The sequence below is a fragment of the Bacillus sp. LR--39 genome, from assembly GCF_053613335.1.
In genome coordinates this window covers 1-675 of the sequence record NZ_JBSIOT010000971.1, presented here as the reverse complement: position 1 = coordinate 675, position 675 = coordinate 1, and the positions used below count along the sequence as shown (strand labels likewise).

The window sequence follows — 675 nt, the reverse complement described above, 5'->3', positions numbered from 1 at the left end:
CAAAATAAAGTGATGCTTAGCGCATCACTTTATTTTGCATACTCTACGGCTCGAGTCTCTCTGATTACTGTCACCTTAATATGACCTGGATAATCGAGCTCGTCCTCAATTCGCTTGCGGATATCTCGCGCCAGTCGATGAGCCTCAAGATCATTAATTGAATCCGGCTTCACCATAATACGCACTTCGCGTCCAGCCTGAATGGCAAATGATTTTTCAACACCTTCGTAGGACTCAGAAATTTCTTCGAGTTTTTCAAGTCTTCGAATATAATTCTCGAGCGTCTCACTTCTTGCGCCAGGTCTTGCAGCGGAAAGCGCATCTGCTGCAGCTACCAGCACAGCGATAATGGAAGTCGGCTCCTCATCCCCGTGGTGTGATGCAATACTGTTAATCACGACTGGGTGCTCTTTATATTTGGTCGCAAGCTCTACCCCGATTTCAACGTGGCTTCCTTCTACTTCATGGTCAATTGCTTTCCCGATGTCGTGAAGAAGACCCGCACGTTTAGCAAGCTTTGCGTCTTCACCAAGCTCCGATGCCATTAGACCGGCCAAGAATGCGACTTCCATGGAATGCTTAAGCACATTTTGACCGTAGCTTGTACGGAACTTTAAGCGGCCGAGGATCTTGATGAGATCTGGGTGGAGGCCGTGAACACCAACCTCAAATGTC

The 675-nt window shown here is 47.7% G+C and carries 1 protein-coding gene; it reads right to left on the bottom strand.

Translation table 11 applies throughout. The features are described from left to right. Positions 1-29: 29 nt before the first annotated feature. The coding region (locus ACWHAR_RS27820; RefSeq protein ID WP_452088535.1) for an HDIG domain-containing metalloprotein at positions 30-675 on the bottom strand (646 nt) is incomplete at its 5' end.